Consider the following 20,549-nt stretch of genomic DNA (forward strand, 5'->3'; position numbering starts at 1 on the left):
GAGAATAAAAAAATATATATTGCACTTTCTCTGTCATTCCATCTCAAAAACTGTATGGATACCCTTATGAATAAACTGACTCCGTTAAAACCGATACCTACCTTAATCGCCGTCGCGATTACGTTAATTATTTGGTTTGCTATTCCTGTTCCTGAAGGCGTTAATCCGAATGCATGGCATTTATTAGCCCTGTTTGTCGGAACTATCGCTGCGATTATCGGTAAAGCGTTACCGATTGGTGGTGTTTCTATCGTTGCGATTTCCTTGGTGGCCGCGACTGGTGTTACCAATCCTGAATCCACGAAAGGCGCGATTGCAGATGCATTAAGTGGTTTTTCTAATGACCTAATTTGGCTGATTGGTATTTCCATCATGGTCTCCATGAGCTTGAATAAAACGGGGCTGGGAGCGCGTATTGGCTATTACGTTATTTCCCTATTTGGTAAAAAAACCATTGGGATTGCTTATTCACTGGCTATTGCAGAAACCATTCTTGCGCCTGTGACGCCGAGTAACACCGCGCGAGGCGGGGGAATTATTCACCCGATTATGCGTTCGATTTCAGACAGTTTTGGTTCTAAGGCAGAAGACGGTACTTCAGGGAAAATAGGGCGCTACCTCTCTTTAGTGAACTACAATATCAACCCAATAACCTCCGCGATGTTTATTACGGCAACGGCACCGAACCCGCTGATTGTCAGCTTAATTGTCAGCGAGGCGGGTAAAGGTAATGAGCTAACTTGGGGAATGTGGGCGATTGCGGCATTTGTACCTGCGATTGTTTCTCTGATTTTAATGCCGCTGGTTATCTACTTTATGTATAAGCCAGAAATTACCTCTACACCGGATGCGCCTAATTTTGCCAAAGAGCGTTTACAACAATTAGGACCAATTTCATTGCCTGAAATAATCACATTAGGGGTTTTCATCCTGTTATTAATGATGTGGGCAGGGGTTCCTGAAATGCTGTTTGGTCCATCATTCAGCGTGAATGCAACCACGGCTGCCTTTATTGGTCTGAGCGTATTACTGGGAACTGGGGTTATCAACTGGGATGATGTCCTGAAAAATAAAGGGGCATGGGATACCGTTGTTTGGTTCGCCGCACTGGTGATGATGGCAAGCTTCTTAGGTAAATTGGGTCTTATTAAGTGGATGTCTGTCACGGTAGGAAGCTCCATCGATAGTATGGGAATTAGTTGGGTTTGGGGTACCTTAATTTTGGTACTTATTTATGTTTACTCCCACTATTTCTTCGCCAGTACAACTGCGCACATTACCGCAATGTTCGGGGCTTTCTTTGCGGCGGGTCTCGCATTAGGTGCACCGCCAATGCTGTTAGGTTTAACCTTAGCATTCTCCTCATCCTTAATGATGTCATTAACTCACTACGGTACGGGTACCGCACCGATTATCTTCGGTTCGGGCTATGCCACACTGGGCGAATGGTGGAAAGCAGGCTTTGTGATGAGTGTGGTTAACTTAATTATTTGGATCAGTTTAGGGAGTATTTGGTGGAAATTCCTGGGTTACTGGTAATTCCATTGAAGATTAACTAAAAATACTTATTCATCAAAAGCCGGAATTATCTTCCGGCTTTTTTATCCTCTATAGACTGTGAGTGAAATTATATTTTACTGGGCGAGAAATCATAAAATTTAAACCTTAAATTAGTGAATTCATTGAAATAAATAGGGCAATTAAATATTCAATGGAAACAAGCTTTTTTAATTTAAAGCAGCTATGATTAATACTAAGGCATGTTATAGGGTTTTAATGTTAACTCGATATAAACGAAGATAAACAAAGATAAATAGGTTAAAAATGAAAAAGACAGCATTAGTATTGGGTATGGCGGGTATGATGGCATTGTTGTCAGCGTGTTCAGACGAGAAAAAAGAGATTGCAGAGTATCGTTCTGAGTTCGTAAACAACTGTGTAAAAGCAGCGGGCGAATCTGATACAGAAACAGCACAAGCTATTAGCGCTATCTGTGGCTGTGCTTATGATAAAACTGTTGAAAAATATGGTTTAAAAGAATTTAAACGTTTAGACAGCGAACTGCAAAAATCACCTGCTGCTGCGCCTGAATTCCAACAAACTATGATTTCATTTGTTCAAGAGTGTGCAACTAACGCGCGTTAATTGAATAGCTTTATTCATTGTTAAATAAAGCCACGGTGATGAAAAATCCCGTGGCTTTACTATTTTTAGGACTGGATTTTAACTCAATGCTTATTTAAATAGCTGCTTAAATTGGTGCGGAGCACAGCGTAAATATTGTGGTGCCACATTAATTTGTTCATTGAGTACACTGGCGGCACGCCATGGCCAGCGCGGTTCATATAAAATGCCGCGACCAATCGCAATAAAGTCAGCTTGCCCAGTCGCAATAATCGCTTCTGCTTGGTGAGGTTCGGTGATCAGCCCCACAGCAATCACTGGCATATCAGTATGTTCGTGAATCGCTTGTGCCAGTGGCACTTGGTAATTTGGACTGACGGGGATCTGCTGCTTGTCTGACAATCCACCGGAAGAAACGTGGATATAATCGCACCCTAATTCTTCTAGCATCTCAGTGAGTTCAATAGATTGTGCCAAATCCCAGCCCCCTGCGACCCAATCTGTCGCTGAAATACGGATACCGACAGCAATATTTGGACTGACTGCTGCACGCACTTCACGAAATACATCCACTAAAAATCGAGTACGGTTAGCAAAACTGCCGCCATATTCATCTTGTCGCTGATTGGCGATAGGAGATAGAAATTCATGCAGTAAATAGCCATGAGCTGCATGAATTTCAATTAAATCAAAACCCGCTTGTTCAGCGCGTTTTGCGGAATCTACAAACTGTTGGGTGATTTCGTGGATCTCATTCACAGTGAGAGCCTTCGGTGGATAGCTGTCACCAAAAGGTAGGGCGGATGGCGCGATCGTTTGCCAACCATGCTGATCTTCTGGTGCTAAGTTTTGCCCACCTTCCCACGGTAATGCGCAGGATGCTTTTCTGCCTGCATGGGCAATTTGAATCCCTAATTTTGCATTGGCAAAACTTTTGATGTTCGTTAACAGGGTGTTAAACGCCTGCATTTGAGCGTCATTCCATAAACCTAAATCTTGGTAAGTAATTCGCCCATCGGGGTTTACAGCACTGGCTTCGACAATCACAAGGGAAGCGCCGGATAAGGCAAGGTTCATATAATGAGCCTGATGCCAAGGACTGATGAGACCTTCATGTGCGGAGTATTGGCACATAGGCGGCACAATAATACGGTTAGTTAGCTGAACTTGACCTAAGTTAGCAGGTGAAAATAGGTAACTCATTCCTTTTTCCTTATAACGAAACTTAAGATAATTCTGACAGTATACAAAAAAAGTAAGAGCATTCTTGTGATAAAACGGCAAATTTAGGGATTCAAAAAAATTTTTCGTTATAAACAAGCTGAAAAAGCAATAACGCGAAGATAATTTTGAGGAAAAGAATAAAAAGTATAAATCTCTGCTTGCTATTTTTTATTATAAATAAAAGAACCAGAGACAGAGTGTAGATATATTGTAATGTACCATTTCAAATCATGATAAATACTCGCTTAGTTCACCCTTTTTTTGTTAACTCCATGATAAATCAAGCATGATGAATTTAATTTGGTTTTATGGTTTTTATGGTTCTAATAGATTTTCACGCTGAGTTTTTATTTTATTCAATGATTTTCTTTACCTTTAAATGAATATTGTTGCCGCAAAAAAACAATTTTCATCTTGCAACCTAAATAAGGGATTTATATAAGCAACGATAGCCCTACGTAATATTAGTTTTATGTAAAAAGAGTAATGGAGATGAAAATAAAATTACAACTGTAAAAGTGTAGCAGTTTTATTTTCAACAACGTGTATTAGCCTGTGAAAATATAATTCTAAAAAGGAAGGTCAATGTGTTAACAATTATTGGTATTTTAATCATCGTGACAATCGTCACTTTACTGATGATGGGTAAAGCTAGCCCAATTATTGCAATGTCTTGTATTCCTTTTATTGGTGCACTGTTAGCGGGATATTCTATTGGTGAAATCTCGGTCTTTTTCGAAAGCGGCATTAATAAAGTGGCAAAAGTGGCAGCGATGTTTTTGTTTGCCATTTTGTTCTTCAGCATGATGAAGGACTTACATATTTTTGACCCACTGATCCGCATGATGGTCAAAATGACCCGTGGTAATGTGATTATCGTCTGTATCATGACCACGCTAATCGCGGGGGTAGTGCACTTAGATGGCTCTGGCGCCGCAACATTTTTAATTATTATTCCTGCATTATTACCGCTATACCGACAATTAGGTATGAGTCCATACCTAATGTTGCTGCTGATGTGCGCAAGTATGGGGATCATGAATATGGTGCCGTGGGGCGGACCATTAGGTCGTGCGTCAGCGGTAACAGGTATCGATGCCTCTACACTATGGCAAGGTTTAATTCCCGTGCAATTGATTGGTATGGGGGGCGCTGTGGTATTTGCCATCATTATGGGAATGCGTGAAAAGCGTCGCATTGCTACGGCCGCGTTAAATGGCACTACGCCGTATCAAATGGATTCACTGTTAGGTGAGAGTGAGCAAACTGGAGATGTGGCTGATACTATCCATAAACCTAAAAAGCCATTAATTAATGGTGGATTAATTGTAGGGGCGATTATCTGTTTAGCATTCGGGCTACTTTCAGCACCGTATGTGTTTATGATTGCACTTTCTTTAGCGTTATTAATTAACTACCCAAACCCCAAAGAGCAGATGAAGGTGCTTTCCCTACACGCCCCACAGGCGTTAGGTATGGTGGCCATTATTCTTGCAGCGGGCGCGTTTCTCGGCATTTTATCCGATGGTGGAATGTTGAAATCCATCGCGATGGACCTGACATCAATACTGCCAACGGAATGGGTATCAAAAATTCATATTTTTGTGGGTATCCTTGGCGTACCAATGGATATTTTCACCAGTACTGACGCTTACTATTTTGCATTGCTGCCAATTATTCAGCAAATTGCTGCGACGGCAGGGGTTGATCCTTCAGCGGTGGTGTACGCCATGGCGATTGGGAATAACGCCGGTACGTTTGTGAGCCCGTTCTCACCTGCAGCGTGGCTAGCGATGGGGCTGGCGGGAATTGATATGGGGCGTCATTTGCGGTATTCGTTCGGGTGGATTTGGGTGTTTAGTTTTTTCACACTTTCAGTCGGTGGGGTTTTAGGTCTCTATTGATCTGCTCGTCGTCTTTTGCACCCTAACGTTGTTGGCTTCAAAAGAAAACCCTAGTCACATACTTATGTATGCTCCTAGGGATTTTCTTTTTTGCCGCCTAGTTACGGCGCAAAATCCATAGAGCCAATGTTTGGGGAAACTAAGGAAAAACCTAAAATCTGGAATCTGGAAAGATAGAAGATAGGGAAAACAAATAGAAAACAGTGAGGTAAAATAGTTGCTAAGTGGAACATCGATTATCGGACAGTGACTATATTGATGATGAGGGAATTATGTGAAGATACCTTTATTATCTGAAACCTATAAGGCTCGACATGCGCAGACCACTTTCTTCCTATCATCCTATCTTGTATTGGCTGCGCGTGAATCAAAAACGGCTACTTAGGCGCTGGCACTGGGCATTTTCAGGGCGCAAATATACCCGCAATTTGGCGGAGCAACCGCTAGAATACCGTTACCATAAACACACATCGCGCCTTATCCGCAAATTGGGTCAATCAGACCTTCGGCTACAACATAACAAAGTGATAAACCTCGGAATTGCGATTGAAACGATGAACGGCATTACCATCTCGCCGGGGGAATACTTCTCATTTTGTCGCCTTGTGGGAAAACCCACGGCTAAACGCGGATTTGTGGAAGGAATGGAACTTTCTTACGGAGAAGCCCGCAGCGGAATTGGCGGAGGAATTTGCCAACTCAGCAATTTAATCCACTGGATGGCGCTTCATTCACCGCTGCAAGTTGTGGAGCGAGCCAACCACAGTTTTGACCCATTTCCCGATGAAGGGCGCGTGCTGCCGTTTGGTTCCGGTGCGGCTATCTTCTATAACTATATCGACCTTGTGTTGTATAACCCCACTCAAGCGACATTTCAATTAGTGTTTAAAATTGGTGAACATCAAATTGAAGGGGAGTTACTGTGTTCAGAACCCCGCGAAAATAAATACCATATTTACCAACAAAATCATAAGTTTGTTCGGGAGCACGGCGTGATTTATCGCCATAATGAAATCTGGCAGCAAATCACCACCAAAGGGCAAGAGCCGCTCACACTCAGCGACCGCTGTTTATACCGCAATAAAGTGGTGGTGAAATATCCACTGGATGAATCTCAATTGAGTGATGTGGAAAATACGTAAAACTAAGGGTCGTGTAAGTTATTTTAAAAATTTAGAAAGAGGATTATTTATTATTTCAAATGGAAAATAGATGCCAGTATTATTAAATACTCAAGTGTTATATTTATAATATTGAAGCGCGCGGCATTACGTTTAACAGCGGTAAACTAATCACGTTCAATGCAGGCCAAGATATTCTGTTAGGCTCGAAAGCTATTAAAGATGTCGACAATGTATTTAAAACTAATCGCTATCCAGAATTACGCTCTCAGCTATTTGCGAATGGAAATATAACAATAAGTGCAGCGCGTGATATCGACCTGCAATCAGCAAATCTTCAATCAAAAGATAAAATCACCGCGCTATCAGGTCGTGATATTAAATTAACGGCTACCGCTTATTCAGCGATTCCCAACCCCAATGAAGATAACCAAGATGTTCGTTATGTGACTTCAATGCTTACCGGTGACAATGGCATCACACTGGCTTCAAATGGAGGATTAATAGCGCAAGGCAGTACAATCAAATCTCTTGGCGATATTACAATTTCCAGTGGTGGTAACGTTCGGTTAGAGTCCGCCAAAACGCATTACAGAAAACAGTCCGGTAAAAAACTAGAAGATATTTATCGTCAAATTGGTACGGAGATTAATAGTGGTAAAACACTGACGATATTATCGGAAGGTAGCATTCTTTTCCAAGCCTCTCGTCTAGTAGCCAAAGGTGCAATAGATATTGCCGCTAAAGGTGGGTATCTCTACGCGCAAGCCATGGAAGAAACCAGCCACTACGAAGAAACCAGCAAAAAGTGCAATAAATGGACACTTTGCATTACCAAAAAAGAGGTCAAAAAAACTCGGAGCGAAACGAAAAATAAAGTCACTGAATTTACCGCAGGTGGTGATATTAACCTATATGCCAAGGATGATGTCACACTAGAGGCAACCAAAATTGACGCAGGTAAAAATGCAAAAATTACCAGTGAAAAAGGTAAAGTTAATTTTAAAGCAGTCAAAGATTCTACGTTTGAACAAGTGATTTCCAACTCTAAAGGGTTTTATATCACGCAGCGAAATAAAGGCTATAAAGAAGACACTTGGGTGCTACCAGCCCTTCATATTGGAGGTAAACTGACAGTGGATGCAGCAAAAGGCATTACTGCAGATATTAAAACCCAAAATAACCAAAGTTTACAAAATGCCTTAAATGCACTCGGGCAGACTGAAGGCACTAAGTGGCTAGCAGGCTTAAAAGATCGAAAAGATGTGCAGTGGGGATTAGTTAAGGATGCATATGACAGTTGGGATTATAAAAGCCAAAGTCTAAATCCCGTTGCTTCGGCATTAATTATGATCACCGTTGCTGCCATGACATCAGGTACAGCATCACAATTTGCTGCGTGGGCAGCGTCTGGAACAAGTGGAACGACTGCGGCTGTCATCTCTGGCGCCGCCTACTCAGGTATGACTGCACTCTCTGCTCAAGCGGCGGTCGCACTGGCTGAAAATCAAGGTAATTTATCCAAAACTCTCAATGCCTTGGGGAAAAGTGATACCGTCAAATCCATTATTGCTCAAATGGTAATTTCAGGGGCATTAAATGGCCTCGATATCAAAATGGAATGGACTAAAGGTAATCCTGCAGATGCCAAATTACCATTACTGGCTAACGGAGACTGGAATAAAGTCGCTCAACGTGTCGCAGCACAGTCAGTTATTAGCTCAACGGTAAATACCACCATTCAAGGCGGTAGTTTCACTGATAACTTTAAAAATGCCCTACTCAGTAATATCGGAAACCAAATCAATGCGGAAGGTGCAAAGCTTATTGGGGATAATGGTGAGATCTTAGGGCATACAGGAAAACTTTTAGGTCACTCTGTGGTATCAGGTATTAGTGCTGAAATTGCAGGTGGAAATGCCAAAGGTGCAGTTGTAGGTGCATTAGCGGCAGAATTGGCGGCAATAACATTAAATAGCAAATTGTTCGAGCCAACGTATATTAATGAGCAAGAAAGGCAACTCGCATTAATACAAGAGGCGATTAATGGTAATAACACGAAGACTCAATTTACTAAGGTATTGGGTGGGTTTGCAGGGGCATTAATTACTCATAAACCGGAAGGTGCTTTTTCTGCGGCTAATTCAGCTGAACTGGTTTATACCTATAATTACACAGACCATCAGTTAATGGACATTGCATTTGAGAATGCGCAGGATGTCATAGCTGCAGATAAAGGCGATAAAGCTGCTGCACAAAGAGTTAGAGCGCGGCAAGAGGCAGCGATCGTTGTTGGTTTTGTCGCTGCGGGAGGGTATGCAGCGGTAATTGGTGGCGAAGTTATTTTAGCGGCTACTCCAGAAATATTAGCGACAGCAAGATTAGCTCTGCAAGGATGCAAGGCAGGCTTGACTCTTTGTATGAAAACTTGCTATTAGTTCTGCTGAAATTATAGCGCCAGAGGCCGCTATTTCAGGGGGAGCCGCTTTAGGGGCTGGCTATAAATTACTAGCTAGCTCAGAGGAGGCTGCCAAAGCACTCGCAAATACCACAATGAACAGCTCAAAGCATATGCTAATAGCTGGAAAACAAGATGCGAGTAAACTAAAGTCTTTCCTAGAAGCTGAGAAACTACGCGTTGAGGCTAATAAAAAAGTTATTGAGGAAATTAATAAATTTTCGTCAAAAAATAAAGCACAAAATATCGCTACGATGGTTGCTGCTTATGATGAGAAAACAGGTAAAATCGTCGTAGGAAAAAGCGTCGGTGAAGAAATTAAACTAGAGATGTTAGATAAAAGAACCGTAGATTTTTTGAAGTTAAAATTAGGCAAAGATATTGAAATTGGTTCAAAAACAAAGCTATGTGATAATTTTGTTGGTGGGGGCGGGGAAGTTTTAGCTGCCGATCAATTAATTCGTGACGGTGTTAATCCATTAGATATTAAAATATCGCAAGCATACAGGCCTAGAAATGTTTATGGTAATGATATTTCTGAATTATCATCAGAAGCATTTATAGCAACTTGTCCTAATTGCGTAGAAGTATTCAAAAAGAACTAGAGGGGAATTAGCATGGATTTAGATTTAAATTGGAAACCAGGTTCAGCAAGAAATCATACTTGGGTTGCTATGGATAAAAATGGTCGTCTAGGTTTAATGTATAATAATGGATATGGATGGCTACCTACTAGTTTATTAAAAAAACCAAATATAAAAGAAAAACTATCTGATTTATGTGAATATATAGATGGTGATTCAAATAAGCATGCAAATAATATTGATAAACAAGGCGGTTATTCCATTGATTTATATTCAAGCTGGGTTTATAAAGACTATGAAAATAAGCGAAAAATAGTTGAAGAATTTGATAAACAGCTAGACCGGAATTTCAAATATAGCACTGCTCTTATTGGGTGCAAAATGGGTATGTTTCTTTTTGAAGGATTGGAGGGATATAGCAAAGGAGAAGATTACCCCATTGGTTATGATGGTGAAACAAAAATGGGAGACTATTATCGTTTTATTATCCCAACAGTTTTTGCAACGATAGAGGATATTCCCCTTCCATTGAGACAATATATTGCTGTTTCAAGTACGATTGATTTCACAAAAGATAGACTGCTGGATAACGACAAAATCAGTGAATATTTTCCTCGAATGTATCAGAGTTAAACTAAGCTGGCGGCCATTTAGCCACGTTATATAGATGGCTGCCAGCACAAGGTTTAATATCCAATACGTTATCCCCAGCCACCAAACCAGTTGGATTCTACTCTGATTCGTGTAGAATCCCCTTCAACTAAGTTATTTCTTGCTGTTTTTCTGATAAAACACCCAAAATGAGGCCGTCTCGCGGACTAGATATGTAATACCAACACTTGATTTCTCAATTATCGCAGAGGCAAATCTTGCTCAAGATTTGTTGTGTTTTATTATTTCTGTAGAGAAAGCATAATGAATATGCAATCAAGGAAGTATGGTAGAACGTATCACTATCCGTTCTCACCGGGCACCACCAGCGACGATCGTATTAATAGCGATTGGTGGGCGCACATCCAAAATATTGAACAACTGGTTCATACTGAAAAACTCGATGGTGAAAATAATTGCCTGAATCGTCACGGCGTATTTGCCCGTTCTCACGGCGCTCCGACCCAGTCGGCATGGTCGCAGCAAATTCGTCAGCGTTGGCAATTAATTAAAGACGATTTGGGTGATATCGAATTGTTTGGCGAAAATCTGTATGCCGTGCACTCCATCGAATATCAACATATCGAAGATTATTTTTACGTGTTTGCGGTGCGCCAAGGGGATTATTGGCTAAGTTGGGATGAAGTGAAGTTTTACGCCTCACTGTTTGATTTCCCGACCGTACCCGAGCTTCATTTGGATATCGACAAAACCCTCACTGCCCAGCAGTACAGCGGCGGGTTAATCGCCGCGGCAGGGGAAGATAGCCAATTTATTGCACGAGATACCCACACCGGAAAACCGTGCAGCATGGAAGGCATTGTGACGCGCAATCGCCAAGGTTTTGCCGTGGATGATTTTATCCAGCACGTTTTTAAATATGTTCGCAAAAACCATGTCAAAACCGATATTCACTGGAAGCGAAATTGGCAGCGCGCGAAATTAGCGTTTGAGATGCAAGGAGGTGACCAATGAGTTGGCAGTTGACAGAACAACGGGAATGGTCGCAACTTACTGAGCAGTTTGAATTTGTGCGTGATATGCATGGCGTCCCCCAAGATGCACTACACCATGCCGAAGGGGATGTGGCTATCCATACTCAAATGGTATTAGCTGCGTTGGAGGTGTTACCGGAATATCAGCAATTACCTGAAGCGCAACAGCAGATTGTCTGGACAGCGGCGCTCTTACACGATGTGGAGAAGCGCAGCACCACTCGAGAAGAAGAGGGGCGTATTCGCTCACCAGGACACGCAAAAAAAGGCGAGTTATCTGCTCGCCATATCCTGTTTCGTGAAGTGGAAACGCCATTTGCTATCCGTGAACAAATTGCTGCATTAGTGCGCTTTCACGGTTTACCATTATGGTTAATGGATAAACCCGATCCAGAGCGAGCGTTATACGTTGCCTCATTACGGGTCGAAATGTCCTTGCTGTGTATGTTAGCGAAAGCGGATGCGATTGGTCGTGAATGCGAAGACAAAGCGGACTTATTAGCGCGCATTGAGCTATTTGAACTGTTTTGCCGTGAACATGATTGTTGGGATCAGCCGAAAGCTTTCGCCTCATTAGCGGGGCGTTTTCACTATTTCCACACTCAACGCGGTACGCCGGATTATCAACCATTTGATGAAGACGGTAGCGAAGTGATTATGTTGTGTGGTCTGCCGGGTATGGGAAAAGACCATTTTATTCAACAGCATTACTCACAAATGCCGATGGTATGCTTGGATGAAATTCGTCGAATTCATAAAATCAGCCCAGCGGATAAAAATGCCCAAGGTTGGGTCGCGCAGCAAGCGAAAGAACAGGCGAAAGTCTATTTGCGTAGTAAACAAGATTTCATCTGGAATGCGACATCGCTAAGTGCCTCACTGCGTGAAAGCATGATCAGCCTATTTGCTCGCTACCAAGCCAAAGTGCATCTGATTTATCTGGAAGTGCCGTATAAGCAGTGGCAGCAGCAAAATCGCCAGCGCAAATATGCGGTACCGGAAAATGTGATGGAAAGAATGGCGGGGAAACTGGAAATACCGACCCCTGATGAAGCTCATCAAGTTTCCTATTTTATCAATGGTGAATTTTTGAGTGAGCCGGTGAAGTAAGTTTTATCATCCTGCCTCTGTCTAAGAGGCAGGACAATCAGTTCGCCATCATGGCACAAAAACCTTTCCTTCAAATAATTTTCTAGCAGTACGAATAATTGAAGCTTGAATGCCTTCCGGTTTATCCGTCGGGTTACTTAGTGCTACCTCAAATTGACCACTGAGATGTTCAATGGCAATCTTCTGCATATCCACATCGCCTTGCAGATAACGCTCGATAACGGTACCTGAAATCACGCAGCCGGTGGCAATAGCAATTGCGCCCGTTACCGCTAATGCGCCATGGCATTTATGGGGCATAAAGTAGCGCACATTAATGGTGCCGCCGTGAATAGCCGGGGAGACCAAAATCGGTTTTGGGATCACTTTTTTGCTCACATCCCCTAACCCCATCATGGCGCCAGCTTGCAGACGAAGGTGCTCCAGCTTTTGCATAAACTCACTATCGCCTTCAAGTTGTTCGGCTGTTTCATATCCCGTTTTATTCAGTTGTGGGGCATCGATAAGCACCACAGGCGTCGCCATATCGAGGCAAGAGACTTCAACACCATCAATGATATCGACCACATTTCCGGTAGGAAAAAGTTTCCCTGTTTTGGTGCCACTGGCATTAAGAAAAGTTAAACCAACAGGCGCAGCCTGACCGGGAACACCGGCAATAGTTGCATTACCGTTATATTCCACTTGCCCATAGGGGGTTTGAATGGTGGCGTTGATAAAGGTATTGGTGTTGATGTTACGCACCCTGACGGTGGTCACATCTCCAGTAATTGGTACTAACCCTTTTTCTAACGAGAATGACCCGACCGCACACAGAATATTGCCACAGTTAGGGGCGGTATCGACAATACGGTCAGTAATGGCGACTTGCGCAAAAAGGTAATCAACATCTGCATCTGGGTGCGTTGATGGGCTAATGATGGCGACTTTACTGGTTTGCGGGCTACCGCCACCAATACCATCGATTTGTAAAGGATGACCGGATCCCATAATGGCTAAAATGAGTTCATCACGTTGTTGAATGTCGGTCGGGAGAGAGTCAGCGAGGAGAAAGACACCTTTTGATGTGCCTCCGCGCATTAATGTACAAGGAATTTGTTTCATTACGCGTCCTTTTTGAACGCCTTACCGTAAGAAAAATGGAGTGCGTTATATTGCACTCCATCTTTTTTATGGGGTAAGGGCGATTAGATTAAGCCCATGTTGATAAGAATTTCCCACCAACCTAAACCAATAGTCATGTGAACTAATAGGCTGAGGAACGCGATAATCCCACCAATGATCCACCAAGAACGAATATCGTTATAGCCTGCACCGAAGACGATTGGAGCTGCCGCGCCTCCGTAATGGGTTAAGCTGCCGCCGTAGGCATTAGAGAACAGCAGACCCAGCGCTAACAGCATCGGCGGTGCACCTGCAACCATACCAACGGTGGCGAAAACAGGGACCATCGCCGCTACATAGGCACCACCAGAGGCGAACAGGTAACGAATCGCGACACTGATAAACATGATGACAAAGAACGCTAACATCGCTTGGTCACCGAAGGAGAGGTGTTCGCTCATCACATCAGCTAACCATTTGAAGAAGCCTGCTTTGGTGAGCACGCCGGACATCCCGATAATACCACCGTACCAAATCAGGGTGTTCCAGCCACCTTTGTTCTTCAACACATCATCCCAAGTTACGACACCGAGGATCAGCGTTAATGCCATCACGGCAATGGCGACGCTTGAGGCACTCACACCGATTTTATCTGCAAATATCCAGCCGGATAACGCCAGCACAAAGATAATGCTGAGCAGTTTTTCACGCACGGTCATTGGACCTAAATCCGCTAAGCCTTTCGCTGCGATTTCTTTGTTATTCACCTTTTTCAATTCAGGTGGATACAGTTTGTAGATAATCAACGGAGTGAGGATCAACATGATTAAGCCCGGCACGGCAGCGGCTAATGCCCAGCCCCCCCAACTTAAATGGATACCCATAATGTCGGTCATCATCGCTAATGCCAGCGCATTTGGTGCCATAGCCGTTAAGAACATATAGCTGGTGGTTTTGGTCACCATATACACGTTCACTAGCAAATAGTGACCTGCTTTACGGGGGCTTTTTTCAGGATCAGACCCTAATGCAACCGCCACACTGTTGATGATAGGGAAGACAATCCCACCGGCACGCGCGGTGTTAGACGGCGTTGCTGGGGCGATAATCAAGTCAAGGATAGCGGTGACATAACCCAGTCCAAGAGTGGTGCCACCTAATTTTCCAATAAGAATATAGGAGAGGCGCTTACCCAAGCCTGTTATGACGAACGCAGCACTCAAGGTGAACGCGGCGAAAACTAACCACGTTGTACCGGATGAGTAACCACTCAGAACTTCGCCAACTTTGACGTCTTTAGTGCCTGTTACACCGATGATCACCGCACTGGCAGCAATCGTGGCTAGCAAGATCACAGGCTCGGAATAAGGTTTTAATACTAGTCCCACAATGGCGGCAAGGTACAAACCAAATAACAGCCATGCAATACTCGGTAGCCCTGCGGGCGTCGGTATTAAGGCTATGATTATTGGAATGGCTATTAAAACTAATAGCTTCCATATTTTATCTTTTTGCATAGGCTAATCCTTCAAGAATATAAAACTTTAAATTTCTTAAATCACATAAAACGAATATCTAAAATGTGTGGAAACCTATTTCTGGATATAGCGGTATCTTGAATAGTATTATTTTTTAAATAAAACTATTGGTTAACGCTTATTGACAGAAATGTTATTAATGATTGAAAAGAAAAATCAGTTTTTATTTGAAAATTATTTTCTCTGGTTTTAATTAATCAATTTTGTGATGTTTATTCCTTTTTTAATGAATATTTAAATTGCTTTTATTTATGAAGATAAATAAGCATTCGCAGGTAATCGCGCAAAAAACCACGTCAAAATTAATAAATCTGCGCTGCCTCCGGGGCTTAAATTCTTTTCAATACATTGCAAGTCAAATTGTTGGACTTTGCTTAAATCCTGTTCATCTTGAATTCCTTTCTGTAACAGGCAGTTAGCTTGCTGTTTTACCCACTGAAGCCCTGCCATTCCACCGCGATTGGCGATGTTGGTATCGTCATTGAGACTCATCAGTAAAATCAGTGTATCGAGTAGGGCGATATCAGCCTGTTTACCATCTGCCAGTTGTTTCAGATAATGGGGCAGTGCATGGGCTATCACCAGTTGATAACCTTGCTCTGCTTCCCCTCTAGCGCCAGTGAATCCATACTCTTGGAATAAACGTTGCCCTGCTGTTGGGTGCTCTGCGGGCTGTTGCAGCTCAGCGGTTAATCCTTGGCACATGTCAGAAACAACTTGGCTGATTGCGTTAGGCGTAACTCGTTTCTGTAACCCGAATAAACGTCCCACTGCAGTGAGCACTAAACCTAATGAAAAAATTGAGCCTTTGTGGGTGTTCACGCCTTGAGTGGCACAAAACATCGCTTTTTCACAATTGATACCGATACCGCGAATTTGGCGAAGTAGCTGATTAATCGGTAATTGACAATGTTCATAACCTGCACGCAAAAACTGCGGAAAGAATTTTGCAATTGCATTGGCACTTAAATGAAAATCGGTCAGTGCCATATCTTTATGGGCGCCAGTGTTGCATTTATCTACTAAACCCGGTTTAGGGGTTAAATTCACTTCAGCAAGCATTGCTTGCCAAGCCAGTTGGCTGTAGTGATTCACTACGTCATCATTTAACGTACGTTCTCGGTTAATTTTTTGCTGGAGCATGGGCTAACTCCTCGATACGACGCAAAATCTCTTCAAGGGAATGGCTGCGTTGGCGTGCACATACCTTGGCTTCATTGTCACAAATCAAGCAGCGCCTAGTCGGTAAATTGAATTGGCTGCGAGAATATAAAACGCCATTTGCATCAAAAACATCAAAGTCCCAAAGTCGGCCGACAGGGGATAATTCTTCCGCTTCCATTAAGGCTTTTTTGACCTCAAGGGCATCGGCATTGACGGCGACTAAACATTCCGGTCCGGTAACGAAAGGGAATGATTGTTGTGATAAAAGTACCCACTGCCTGCATGAAGCAACTTGCTTAAGCGCATTTAAGCCTTGATTAAAAATGTCTCTGACCAGTTGATTGTCTTTAACCGGTCCCGGAAAAACGACAGTAAATGAAATCAAGGTTACCTGATGGAGACCAATCCACTCTTGCTGACGAGCCTGACGGGCATCACGGCTCGCCAGCAAGTCAGGTAAGGAAATGTCAAATTGCTCTTGGGTATCAGGCAGTGGGTAAAACATGTTCTACTCCTTCACTTGATGGACAACATCAATCACAGAACCGTCACGATAACGCACCACGGCCACCACTTTATCGGTAAATTCGATAGGGTTTGGTGTGCCCGTTAATAATTGGGCGCGTTCACGTAACCATTGAATAGAAACGGTTTTGATGCCTTGGCTTTCTAGCTGTTGCTTCAGCTCAGGGCGTGCTGGGTTAACAGCAATACCATGGTCAGTCACCAAAATATCGACGCTAGAACCCGGCGTCACGCAAGTCAGCACATCGTCTACCAAGGTTGGGATACGACCGCGTACTAACGGCGCGACGATGATAGACAGTTTCGCCGCCACCGCCGTGTCGCTGTGTCCACCAGATGCACCGCGAATAACCCCATCTGAGCCTGTTAACACATTGACATTAAAGCGAGTATCAATCTCTAAAGCACTGAGTACTACCACATCGAGCATGTCCACTGATGCGCCTTTGGAATCAAAGCAAGCATATTGGTTAGCACTGATTTCAATGTGATTTGGGTTACGCGCGAGCGACTCGGCAGCAGCGCGGTCAAAACTTTGCACATCGAGTAATTTTTTAATTAAACCTTTTTCATGGAGATCCACGATGGTGGAGGTGATCCCGCCTAACGCGAAGCCCGCATGAATATCATGACGGCGCATTTTATCTTCGAGGAAGCGAGTAACCGCCAATGATGCCCCGCCAGTACCGGTTTGCAGTGAAAATCCTTCTTTGAAGAAGCCTGATTTTTCAATCACATCAGCGGCGGTACGCGCTATCAATAACTCACGCGGGTTGGAGGTCATGCGAGTGGCATCGGCACCAATTTTGTCGGCATCCCCCACACGTTTGACTTTGACAATGTAGTCCACTTCATCTTGCTTAATGCTGGATGGGTTATGTGGGTAAGGCAGAAATTCTTCGGTCAGCATGACCACTTTTTTAGCATTTTCCGCGTCGATTTTGGCATAACCCAGTGAGCCACAGCTCGCGTTGCCAGTGTATCCGTTAGCATTGCCGTATTCGTCGCAAGACGGAACGCCGATAAATGCCACGTCGATTTTTAATTCGCCGCTATGAACAAGATTGGCACGTCCACCATGGGAGTGAACTTGTACGGGCTCTGCTAATTCGCCACGAGAAATGGCTTCGGCTAATGGGCCACGTAAGCCAGAGGTGTAAATCTTAGTGACGACGCCATGGCGAATATGTTCAACCAGTGGGGAGTGGCACGCGCTGAGTGAGCTGGATGCCAAGGTTAGGTTGCGAAAGCCCATTTCGGCAATTACTTGCATCACCATGTTGATGGTTAAGTCACCGCCACGAAAAGCGTGGTGGAAAGAGATGGTCATGCCATCTTTTAATCCTGAACGGCGGATAGCCACTTGCAGGTCATCACACAGTTTGCGGTTACGTGGTTTTTGCACTTGCTGCTGAACTTTGCCGATATCTTTGAATTCACGCAGTAATTCATCGTCTTTAGGTGCTAAGTAGGCTGATACGCGAGCCTGACGCAATGTATTGGTTGTCATAATGTTCTGCCTCACTCTTCCCGAATGCCTGATAATGCCGCGCGAGATAACACTAAGCGGGCTCTTTCAATTACAGGGCTGTCTACCATTTTACCGTTGAGGGACACGACGCCTTTGCCTTCTCGCTCTGCGGCATCAGCGGCATCTACTACACGCTCAGCATGGTCGACTTCTTTTTGGGTTGGGGCATATAAGTTATGCAGTAACTCAATTTGTCTTGGGTTAATTAATGATTTGCCATCAAAACCAAGCTGCTTAATGAGAGCGGCTTCTTTGAGGAAACCTTCTTCATTGTTGGCGTCAGAATAAACGGTATCAAAGGCTTGAATACCGGCCGAACGCGCAGCTTGTAAAATGGCGCACCGAGCATAGAGGAGTTCAATGCCGTCTGGAGACCGCTCGGTGCGCAAATTGCGGACATAGTCCTCGGCACCTAATGCGATGCCTATTAATCTTGGAGAAGCGTGAGCAATATTCACCACTTGAGTGATCCCCATTGGGGATTCGATAGCCGCGAGTAACCCGGTGCTACCTTCTTCGCGCCCACAGCTTTTTTCAATGCGTAGAATTTCGTTTTCAATATCAATAATATCTTGTGCGGTATCGGTTTTCGGTAAGCGCACAATGTCGGCACCACCGCGAACGACGGCTTCGAGGTCAGCAACCCCATAAGCAGAATCGAGGGCGTTAACGCGCACGATGGTTTCAATATCTTGATATAACGGGTGTTGCAGTGTGTGATACACCAAACGACGCGCTGTGTCTTTTTCTCGAATGGTGACGGAGTCTTCGAGGTCGAACATCAGGGCATCGGCTTTATAAATAAAGGAGTTACTGAGCATCGCGGCATTGGAACCTGGGACGAACAGCATACTTCTGCGAGTGCGGCTTTTTCTTTCCGGTGTCATTATTTATCCTCCCATGGCAGAGCATCGAGATCACAGGCGCGAGCCAGTAAGGCTTCGAGGCGAGCGCGTAGAACGCACTCCAATGCACCTTTGTCATCCACCACAATTTCAGCGCCTTGAATATCGTATTTTTCAATCATTTCAAGCACGATGGCATTGATGGCATCACCAAATTGTTTTTCAACACTGCTGGTGATCTGCAATGAGACCTCAAGAGTGTCTTCAAGAGGTTCGATTCGTACCATGACATCACTGGATTCGAGTGTGCCGGCAACCGCTGCGTGTAGTATCTTCATATTTCACCTATAACTAATTCAAGCTTGTAGTGCGGGAGTCGGCGACGGTGTCTGCGCTGCGAGCATCTCTTGTAAATAGTGATACGTGGCAGGGGGCACAATCGGCTTGATCGCCGCAAGATCTTTTTTAGCGAGCAGTTTTCGAACTTGCGAGGCGGAAACCGCCGTACCGTCGATCACTGTTCGCGGAAATTCGACTAGTTCAATGGGTGGGAATGGCATTTCATCGGTTTCCAGCCAGTAGCGCATGTCTTGGTTATATTGATTAGTGACTTGGCAGAATGGCTCTGAGCCGACGAAACGATGGGTAATTCCCAGCGCCGGAGCAATATATTGGCGAAAAATCTTAATATCGATTTCTGTATAACAGTTGTTGGCTACAGTAATGTCTTTAATAAAATAACAAGGGAATGTAGCCCGTGAAATAATGTATTCTGAACCTTTATGAATGGTGAGGTTATTAATTCCTTTTGTGCCTTCTTCAATTAATCTCAGGCGAACTTTATACGGAAAACGGGAAGTATCTTCTTTGACGACAAATAAATGTAGCCAGTCACAGTTCTTTGAGGCTTGTTCAATTAAGTAACGATGCCCCAATGTGAATGGGTTGGCATTCATCACGATAGCGCCAATTTTTTTTCCTGCTTTATATTGGGCTTTTAAACTTTTAATATAGCGATTTAAATAACAGCAGCTATTTTCCATTAAAACCATTACATTGGGTACAGTAGCAATGGTATGAAACCCGCATTGATGAAATAGCTCTTCATTTTGGTATTTAGTATAGATAAATAGGTGAGTAGTATTATTCTCGTAAGCGAGATTCACCAATTCAGTCGCTAATTTTAAGGCTAAACCTTCACCACGAACTTCATCGCTAATAGCAACGCATTTAATGACATTCTTAGCGAGACCACCACAGGCAATTAACCTTTCGTTACGTGTGATCGTAATAAAGACGTCAACGCTGGCATCAATGTCTAAATCATTCTCTTTTAAAAACTGAGTGATATCATTGAGTTTTCTGTTCTCATGACGTTTTACTTGGTTAAACGTTATGCTGTCGAACATAATGGTATCCTGCATCTCATTTAGAGATGTATTAAAAATGTTGCTAATGTTAAAGTTAATTAAATAAATATTTTTGGCTTGCCGTTAATTACCTAAGTTCTCAATTTTTATTTAATTATCCTTTTCAATATTCATATTAAATACCCTGCATATAATATATTTGACCTATTTCATGTTTCTAAAATGAGTTTGTATTTGTTTAATGGTTTTAATGTTTTTAATTACGAGTTATGAACTTTACTCAGTGGTTTTAATGTGTTTA

Annotated in this window: 18 protein-coding genes; 9 read left to right on the plus strand and 9 right to left on the minus strand. The window is 43.3% G+C overall.

What is annotated here, in order from left to right:
* Positions 1-66 precede the first annotated feature (66 nt).
* A complete protein-coding gene (locus ACY3ZI_RS08290) occupies positions 67-1,539 on the plus strand; it encodes an anion permease (RefSeq protein WP_211885250.1) in 1,473 nt (490 codons plus the stop codon).
* 285 nt (positions 1,540-1,824) lie between these two features.
* On the plus strand, positions 1,825-2,145 hold the full coding sequence (locus ACY3ZI_RS08295; RefSeq protein WP_036951331.1) for a lipoprotein: 321 nt from the start codon (positions 1,825-1,827) through the stop codon (positions 2,143-2,145).
* A gap of 90 nt (positions 2,146-2,235) precedes the next feature.
* Here ACY3ZI_RS08295 and ACY3ZI_RS08300 read toward each other — a convergent pair whose 3' ends face one another.
* Positions 2,236-3,327, minus strand: a complete 1,092-nt coding sequence (locus ACY3ZI_RS08300) for an NADH:flavin oxidoreductase/NADH oxidase (RefSeq protein ID WP_211885256.1) — start codon at positions 3,325-3,327, stop codon at positions 2,236-2,238.
* A 608-nt stretch (positions 3,328-3,935) separates the two neighbouring features.
* On the opposite strand from ACY3ZI_RS08300, the gene ACY3ZI_RS08305 reads away from it, so the two are divergent.
* The 7 genes from ACY3ZI_RS08305 to ACY3ZI_RS08335 all read left to right on the plus strand — a co-directional run bounded on the left by ACY3ZI_RS08305 (position 3,936) and on the right by ACY3ZI_RS08335 (position 12,171).
* The gene (locus tag ACY3ZI_RS08305; protein WP_487377040.1) at positions 3,936-5,252 is read left to right on the plus strand and encodes a CitMHS family transporter; all 1,317 of its coding nucleotides are present in this window, start codon (positions 3,936-3,938) and stop codon (positions 5,250-5,252) included.
* Positions 5,253-5,566: 314 nt separating this feature from the next.
* A complete protein-coding gene (locus ACY3ZI_RS08310; protein ID WP_487377043.1) occupies positions 5,567-6,394 on the plus strand; it encodes a VanW family protein in 828 nt (275 codons plus the stop codon).
* A gap of 434 nt (positions 6,395-6,828) precedes the next feature.
* Positions 6,829-8,811, plus strand: a complete 1,983-nt coding sequence (locus ACY3ZI_RS08315; RefSeq protein ID WP_487377482.1) for a DUF637 domain-containing protein — start codon at positions 6,829-6,831, stop codon at positions 8,809-8,811.
* A gap of 115 nt (positions 8,812-8,926) precedes the next feature.
* Positions 8,927-9,436 carry a hypothetical protein gene (locus ACY3ZI_RS08320; protein ID WP_487377045.1) on the plus strand — a complete coding sequence of 170 codons (510 nt, stop codon included), beginning with the start codon at positions 8,927-8,929 and terminating at the stop codon, positions 9,434-9,436.
* A 12-nt stretch (positions 9,437-9,448) separates the two neighbouring features.
* The gene (locus ACY3ZI_RS08325) at positions 9,449-10,048 is read left to right on the plus strand and encodes a hypothetical protein (RefSeq protein WP_487377047.1); all 600 of its coding nucleotides are present in this window, start codon (positions 9,449-9,451) and stop codon (positions 10,046-10,048) included.
* Between the two features lie 282 nt (positions 10,049-10,330).
* Positions 10,331-11,041 carry an RNA ligase family protein gene (locus ACY3ZI_RS08330; protein WP_487377049.1) on the plus strand — a complete coding sequence of 237 codons (711 nt, stop codon included), beginning with the start codon at positions 10,331-10,333 and terminating at the stop codon, positions 11,039-11,041.
* Entirely contained in the window at positions 11,038-12,171 is a 1,134-nt protein-coding gene (locus tag ACY3ZI_RS08335; RefSeq protein ID WP_487377051.1) for an AAA family ATPase, read from the plus strand. Before ACY3ZI_RS08330 ends, ACY3ZI_RS08335 begins: the two co-directional genes overlap by 4 nt.
* A 48-nt stretch (positions 12,172-12,219) precedes the next feature.
* On the opposite strand, the gene ACY3ZI_RS08340 is transcribed toward ACY3ZI_RS08335, so the two are convergent.
* The 8 genes from ACY3ZI_RS08340 to citC form a co-directional block, all read right to left on the minus strand.
* Complete coding sequence (locus ACY3ZI_RS08340) at positions 12,220-13,275, minus strand: 4-oxalomesaconate tautomerase (RefSeq protein ID WP_487377053.1); 1,056 nt, start codon at positions 13,273-13,275, stop codon at positions 12,220-12,222.
* 83 nt (positions 13,276-13,358) lie between these two features.
* Entirely contained in the window at positions 13,359-14,792 is a 1,434-nt protein-coding gene (locus ACY3ZI_RS08345; RefSeq protein ID WP_036951311.1) for an anion permease, read from the minus strand.
* Positions 14,793-15,062: 270 nt separating this feature from the next.
* Positions 15,063-15,956: a triphosphoribosyl-dephospho-CoA synthase CitG gene (gene citG, locus ACY3ZI_RS08350; protein WP_487377056.1), complete on the minus strand. Its 894-nt coding sequence runs from the start codon at positions 15,954-15,956 to the stop codon at positions 15,063-15,065.
* Positions 15,937-16,482: a citrate lyase holo-[acyl-carrier protein] synthase gene (gene citX / locus ACY3ZI_RS08355; RefSeq protein WP_154600281.1), complete on the minus strand. Its 546-nt coding sequence runs from the start codon at positions 16,480-16,482 to the stop codon at positions 15,937-15,939. The genes citG and citX overlap by 20 nt, the downstream gene beginning before the upstream one ends.
* 3 nt (positions 16,483-16,485) lie before the next feature.
* Positions 16,486-18,012: a citrate lyase subunit alpha gene (gene citF / locus ACY3ZI_RS08360; protein ID WP_487377059.1), complete on the minus strand. Its 1,527-nt coding sequence runs from the start codon at positions 18,010-18,012 to the stop codon at positions 16,486-16,488.
* 11 nt (positions 18,013-18,023) lie between these two features.
* The gene (gene citE, locus ACY3ZI_RS08365) at positions 18,024-18,920 is read right to left on the minus strand and encodes a citrate (pro-3S)-lyase subunit beta (RefSeq protein WP_211885270.1); all 897 of its coding nucleotides are present in this window, start codon (positions 18,918-18,920) and stop codon (positions 18,024-18,026) included.
* On the minus strand, positions 18,920-19,216 hold the full coding sequence (gene citD / locus ACY3ZI_RS08370) for a citrate lyase acyl carrier protein (protein ID WP_036951301.1): 297 nt from the start codon (positions 19,214-19,216) through the stop codon (positions 18,920-18,922). Before citD ends, citE begins: the two co-directional genes overlap by 1 nt.
* 18 nt (positions 19,217-19,234) lie before the next feature.
* Entirely contained in the window at positions 19,235-20,287 is a 1,053-nt protein-coding gene (gene citC, locus ACY3ZI_RS08375; protein ID WP_487377069.1) for a [citrate (pro-3S)-lyase] ligase, read from the minus strand.
* Positions 20,288-20,549 lie beyond the last annotated feature (262 nt).

The sequence above is a fragment of the Providencia sp. LY12 genome (genome assembly GCF_057621555.1).

Coding starts and splice junctions, on each gene's coding strand:
- ACY3ZI_RS08335 (WP_487377051.1), top strand. CDS start 11,038: ATGAGTTGGCAGTTGACAGAACAACGGGAATGGTCGCAACTTACTGAG.
- citF (WP_487377059.1), bottom strand. CDS start 18,012: ATGACAACCAATACATTGCGTCAGGCTCGCGTATCAGCCTACTTAGCA.
- ACY3ZI_RS08340 (WP_487377053.1), bottom strand. CDS start 13,275: ATGAAACAAATTCCTTGTACATTAATGCGCGGAGGCACATCAAAAGGT.
- citX (WP_154600281.1), bottom strand. CDS start 16,482: ATGTTTTACCCACTGCCTGATACCCAAGAGCAATTTGACATTTCCTTA.
- ACY3ZI_RS08295 (WP_036951331.1), top strand. CDS start 1,825: ATGAAAAAGACAGCATTAGTATTGGGTATGGCGGGTATGATGGCATTG.
- ACY3ZI_RS08315 (WP_487377482.1), top strand. CDS start 6,829: ATGCTTACCGGTGACAATGGCATCACACTGGCTTCAAATGGAGGATTA.
- ACY3ZI_RS08290 (WP_211885250.1), top strand. CDS start 67: ATGAATAAACTGACTCCGTTAAAACCGATACCTACCTTAATCGCCGTC.
- ACY3ZI_RS08300 (WP_211885256.1), bottom strand. CDS start 3,327: ATGAGTTACCTATTTTCACCTGCTAACTTAGGTCAAGTTCAGCTAACT.
- citD (WP_036951301.1), bottom strand. CDS start 19,216: ATGAAGATACTACACGCAGCGGTTGCCGGCACACTCGAATCCAGTGAT.
- ACY3ZI_RS08330 (WP_487377049.1), top strand. CDS start 10,331: ATGAATATGCAATCAAGGAAGTATGGTAGAACGTATCACTATCCGTTC.
- ACY3ZI_RS08310 (WP_487377043.1), top strand. CDS start 5,567: ATGCGCAGACCACTTTCTTCCTATCATCCTATCTTGTATTGGCTGCGC.
- citC (WP_487377069.1), bottom strand. CDS start 20,287: ATGTTCGACAGCATAACGTTTAACCAAGTAAAACGTCATGAGAACAGA.
- ACY3ZI_RS08325 (WP_487377047.1), top strand. CDS start 9,449: ATGGATTTAGATTTAAATTGGAAACCAGGTTCAGCAAGAAATCATACT.
- citG (WP_487377056.1), bottom strand. CDS start 15,956: ATGCTCCAGCAAAAAATTAACCGAGAACGTACGTTAAATGATGACGTA.
- ACY3ZI_RS08345 (WP_036951311.1), bottom strand. CDS start 14,792: ATGCAAAAAGATAAAATATGGAAGCTATTAGTTTTAATAGCCATTCCA.
- citE (WP_211885270.1), bottom strand. CDS start 18,920: ATGACACCGGAAAGAAAAAGCCGCACTCGCAGAAGTATGCTGTTCGTC.
- ACY3ZI_RS08320 (WP_487377045.1), top strand. CDS start 8,927: ATGAACAGCTCAAAGCATATGCTAATAGCTGGAAAACAAGATGCGAGT.